We start from the raw sequence: 4,256 nt of genomic DNA on the forward strand, positions 1-4,256 counted from the left end.
CTGGACAAAGCACTAGGATGTGCATTGAATTTGGAGGGACGGGACCTCTCACCGCACGGCCTCTTCCTCCGCCATCCGACGGGTCTGATCTTCTATGATCAGCGCCTCGATGAGAGGATCCAGATCGCCATCCAGGATCTCCTGCAGCCGATACAATGAGAGATTGATCCGATGATCGGTGACCCGGTTCTGGGGGAAGTTATACGTGCGGATCTTCTCCGCGCGCTCCGCGGTCCCCACCTGAAGACGGCGGGCCTGGCTGACCTCCGCTTCTCGTTTCCGGCGCTCCAGCTCATACAGGCGGGCCCGCAGAATGGTCAGCGCCCGCTGTTTGTTCTGGAACTGGGATCGCTCATCCTGACATGAGACCACGATCCCGGTGGGGATATGTGTGATCCGCACCGCCGTCTCGTTCTTTTGCATATGCTGTCCGCCCGCCGTCCCCGCCCGGAACGTTTCGATGACGATGTCCTTCGGATCGATTTGCACTTCCACCTCATCCATCTCCGGGAGCACGGCCACGGTGGCCGTGCTGGTGTGGATGCGCCCGGAGGCCTCCGTGATGGGAACCCGCTGGACTCGATGGACGCCGCTTTCGTATTTGAGGCGGGAATAGGCGCCGCGGCCGCGGATCAGGAAGATCACTTCTTTAAAGCCGCCCAGGCCGGTCTCATTTGCGCTGAGGAGTTCCACCCCCCAGCCCTTTCGCTCGGCGTAGCGGGAATACATCCGGAAGAGATCCGCAGCGAACAGAGCGGCCTCCTCCCCACCCGCTCCCGCGCGGATCTCCATGATGACGTTCTTCTCATCGTTCGGATCGCGGGGGAGCAGGAGACGCAGGATCTCCTGTTCAAGGCGCTCCTGCTCTTCGGAGAGTCGCTCCATTTCCTCCCGAGCGAGGGCGGCCAGCTCCTCATCCTCTGCCGTTTCCAGCAACTGCCGCGCATCCTCCAGCTGTCGACTCGCTGCCTGATAGCGGCGGAAAGCTTCCACAACCGGTTCCAGCTCCTCCCGCTCCTGACTGAGCGTCCGGAGCCGTGAAATATCCGTAGCCACAGCCGGGTCAGCCAGCATCGCCGTCAGCTCTTCATATCGCCGTTCGACAGCTTCCAGCTTTTCCAGCCACCGTCGTTCCATATGGGACTCACCACAGGGCGATTGCTTTGGGATCCGGATTCCGGCGCCGTTGTTGTTCCAAATTAAAAGGCGGGCTAGGCCCCTCCACTCCAAAAAATCGTTTTAGGTCCGGGGCGCGCCGAGGGCGGCGCCCCAGACCTAAAACCCGCGGGAGAGGGAGGGATCGGGTCAGGGCTCGGTTTTGCTGCCGTTCTCGATCCCTAACCGGATCAGGGCATTCCGGGCCGCCTCCCGGGTGGCTTCCCGTTTGCTGGTTCCCTGGCCTTCCCCTACCACTTCATCGCCGATCAACACCTGAACCGTGAAGCGGGCCGCGTGAGGCGGGCCTTCCACCGCGATCACCCGATAGACAGGCGTCTTGCCCCGGACGGCCTGGCTCCAGTGCTGCAGGCGTCCTTTCGGATCATGCCACTCCAGATCCCTCAGGGCCTGATCAATGGCCTCCGGGAGCAGTTGGCCCATCAGCCGTTCCGCCGCCGACAGCCCCCCGTCCAGATACAGAGCTCCCAGTAACGCCTCAAAGGCATCCGCCAGGACCGAGGGGCGGGTCCGGGCGCTTTCGGCTTCCCCTTTCCCCATGCGAAGCCAGCGGCTCAGTTCCAGCGCCTCCGCCCAGGCGGCCAGCCGTTCCCCACGGATCAGGGCCGTCCGCAGTTCGGTTAGACGCCCCTCGGACCAATCCGGGAATCGGCGGAACAGATCCGTGCTGACCACCAGTTGAAGGACCGCATCCCCCAGAAATTCCAGCCGTTCGTTGTCGCGGATTCCCTCATCCGGATGCTCGTTGACGTAGGACCGGTGGGTCAGGGCCTCTATGAGAAGCGCTCGATTCCGGAAGGACCAGCCCAGGCGCTTCTCCAGGAGTAAAAGGGACTCTTCGGAAGGGGAAACCTGGGGCGAAGGGGGAGGCAACCCGCGAGGGGCGCGTTCTTCCTGCTTTTCCTGAAGACGCCCCCAAAGGCGTCCGATTCGAGTCCACCAGTTCCCCATCGGATAGTTCCCTCTAAGGAAGGATGAGGAGCGCGAATCGCCATCTCCTCCTCGGAGTTTCCCTTCATCCACCGCCGGGTTGATCCTTCCCCGAGGGTTTGAGGCGGGGCGGACCTCCCTGCGGCGGCCCGACCCGCCCCAAACCCCCGTTGCCTGTAGCTCGAAGGGCATGGAGAAGGGCCTATTCGATCCTCGTGGCGGGATCCTAACGATATCGTCCCCGTGCGGAGTAGCGCTTTGACTTCTAACCGATAAAGGCGCCGTGGCGATAGCCCTCTCCGGCTCCCCCCCTCCCCCAGCTCAGTTCCCCAAGCCCTCAAAATTATAAACGATGCCAGAGCATTGAAGAGTGAGGCGAAGAAGCTTACGCCATGGGCGACTTCAGGCACCGATTTCAATCCAGGCGCCTTTAGGTTCGACAGCCTCCCTGGCTCTCCAAAGCCCCTCCTGGCGAATTCGGCAACAGGTCTATTTCTCAAAATAAAAGGGGCAGATCCGTGATCTGCCCCCCTAAATGGAGCGGGCGACGGGATTCGAACCCGCGGCCTTTGGCTTGGGAAGCCAACGCTCTACCACCTGAGCTACGCCCGCTCGCCTTTTCTATATAAGAATTTAATGGGTCCAGGCAGCCTTGTCAAATCCACTGTTCTCCCTCGGTAGGCCGCGGAATGACCGAAGGGCTGCAACAGGAACATTCCAGAACCCATCCGACCCCTATGGCCCGAAGGGCCATAGGGGGGAGATTTCGGGAGCAGGCAGGCTGCCAAAGGGGACGCCTTCCCCATCGCGCGCGCCCCCGGCTTGGGGGCGCCTACGGCGCCCCAATGCCGGCGGAATCCTTCAGCCGCCCAGAGGATCCGAAGTGGAAACGGGTTCAGCGCTTCGTCCGAAAGCCAACGAGGGAATAGAGCGGGCACCAGCCGATCAGCGAGGTGAGGATGAAGACCACGCCGACAACGGTGAGGATGATGCCCAGGGTGTTGAAGCGAAGGACGAAGGCCGAGAGCAGGATGAACACCACCGCCACAATTAACCGGACGATTCGATCCCAACCCGCCATGTTCAGCGTCATGGCTTGCCTCCCTTTCAAAAAAGATGGAAAAACCTCCCGCTTAAGAACCTGCAGCGAGCCTCCTGGCGTTATGCCGCGTTTCACTCTTCCTCGTCGTGAGGATGGTGGTGATGATGGGCGTGAGCGCTGGCGAGCTCATAGCGCATCCGCTCCCAGGCCGCTTGAGCTCGTGCCATCGCTTCGGGATCCGTTACCTTTAAGAGTTCATTGATGAAATAGCCCTCGGGCACAGCGCCTTCGATATGGATGACCTCATTGATCACCGTGCGGGGGACCCCATAGACCCCGTAGTAATCCGCCAGCTCCGGGAACTCCATGGCCTCCACCATGTCCGCCCGGATCCATGGGCTCTCCATAGCCGCCTGATGGGCCAGCCGCACCATCCGCGGGCAGTAGGGACAGGTCGGCGTGACGAAAACCTGGATATGAACCGGTGTCTGGATCTGAGCCAGACGCTTGCGGCTGGACGGTGAGAGCCCCGAATCCCGAGCGCCCACCATGCGGATGTCCTCGATCAGGGAGCCGAACTCGTATCCCGATGGAATCCCGAAGTAGCGGATGCCATAATCCTGTTCCCCCTCGATCGCGACCGCCGGTGCCTTGTCGATGCCGTATCGTTCCGCGATCTCCCGATCGGTAATCCGGTTGTAGACTTCCATCGTGATTTGGTTAGAGAGGGCCGCCACTTCTTCAATCAGCTGCCGGGTCTCCCGGCAATACACACAATCGATGTTCTGCACGAAAACCAGAAGCCGAACAGGGTTCTTCAAGTCCGCCAGTAGCCGTCGGACTTCCTCACGAGTGTGCGCATCCAGCAACGCCATAGGACCTCCTCCGGGGGCAAAGATCTAAAGGGCTCCGTCCGCTGGCCTCTTCCTGGGAGCCTGGAGGGGGTGGGTTGGAACCCACCCCCTTCCCCCAGTCGGAGGGCCCGATGGCGCGGACCGTTGCCCTTCACTTCCTTAGATGCAGCGGGCGCGGCGGGGTGACACGTGGTCCTCCTCTTTCCCGGAACTCCGCCCTTCTCGAACCGGGCCCTGAATCGCCGCGAGGAAGC

General features: G+C 61.7%; 4 protein-coding genes and 1 tRNA gene. All 5 read right to left on the bottom strand.

The window, feature by feature from the left end:
* Window positions 1-48 precede the first annotated feature (48 nt).
* Window positions 49-1,137 (bottom strand): peptide chain release factor 1, encoded by a 1,089-nt coding sequence (gene prfA, locus NZM16_RS13760; protein WP_295453250.1) that lies wholly within the window; start codon window positions 1,135-1,137, stop codon window positions 49-51.
* A gap of 168 nt (window positions 1,138-1,305) precedes the next feature.
* Window positions 1,306-2,127 carry a ribonuclease III gene (gene rnc, locus NZM16_RS13765; RefSeq protein ID WP_295453253.1) on the bottom strand — a complete coding sequence of 274 codons (822 nt, stop codon included), beginning with the start codon at window positions 2,125-2,127 and terminating at the stop codon, window positions 1,306-1,308.
* A 515-nt stretch (window positions 2,128-2,642) separates the two neighbouring features.
* A tRNA-Gly gene (locus tag NZM16_RS13770) sits at window positions 2,643-2,718 on the bottom strand.
* Between the two features lie 283 nt (window positions 2,719-3,001).
* Window positions 3,002-3,199 (bottom strand): DUF2892 domain-containing protein, encoded by a 198-nt coding sequence (locus tag NZM16_RS13775; protein WP_295453256.1) that lies wholly within the window; start codon window positions 3,197-3,199, stop codon window positions 3,002-3,004.
* A gap of 80 nt (window positions 3,200-3,279) precedes the next feature.
* Entirely contained in the window at window positions 3,280-4,023 is a 744-nt protein-coding gene (locus NZM16_RS13780; RefSeq protein WP_295453258.1) for a thioredoxin family protein, read from the bottom strand.
* Between the last annotated feature and the right edge of the window lie 233 nt (window positions 4,024-4,256).

This window comes from Thermoflexus sp., from assembly GCF_025055495.1.
Classification (GTDB): domain Bacteria; phylum Chloroflexota; class Anaerolineae; order Thermoflexales; family Thermoflexaceae; genus Thermoflexus.

Excerpts from the sequence above, each read along its gene's own strand:
- prfA (WP_295453250.1), bottom strand. The coding sequence starts at position 1,137 with ATGGAACGACGGTGGCTGGAAAAGCTGGAAGCTGTCGAACGGCGATAT.
- rnc (WP_295453253.1), bottom strand. The coding sequence starts at position 2,127 with ATGGGGAACTGGTGGACTCGAATCGGACGCCTTTGGGGGCGTCTTCAG.
- NZM16_RS13775 (WP_295453256.1), bottom strand. The coding sequence starts at position 3,199 with ATGACGCTGAACATGGCGGGTTGGGATCGAATCGTCCGGTTAATTGTG.
- NZM16_RS13780 (WP_295453258.1), bottom strand. The coding sequence starts at position 4,023 with ATGGCGTTGCTGGATGCGCACACTCGTGAGGAAGTCCGACGGCTACTG.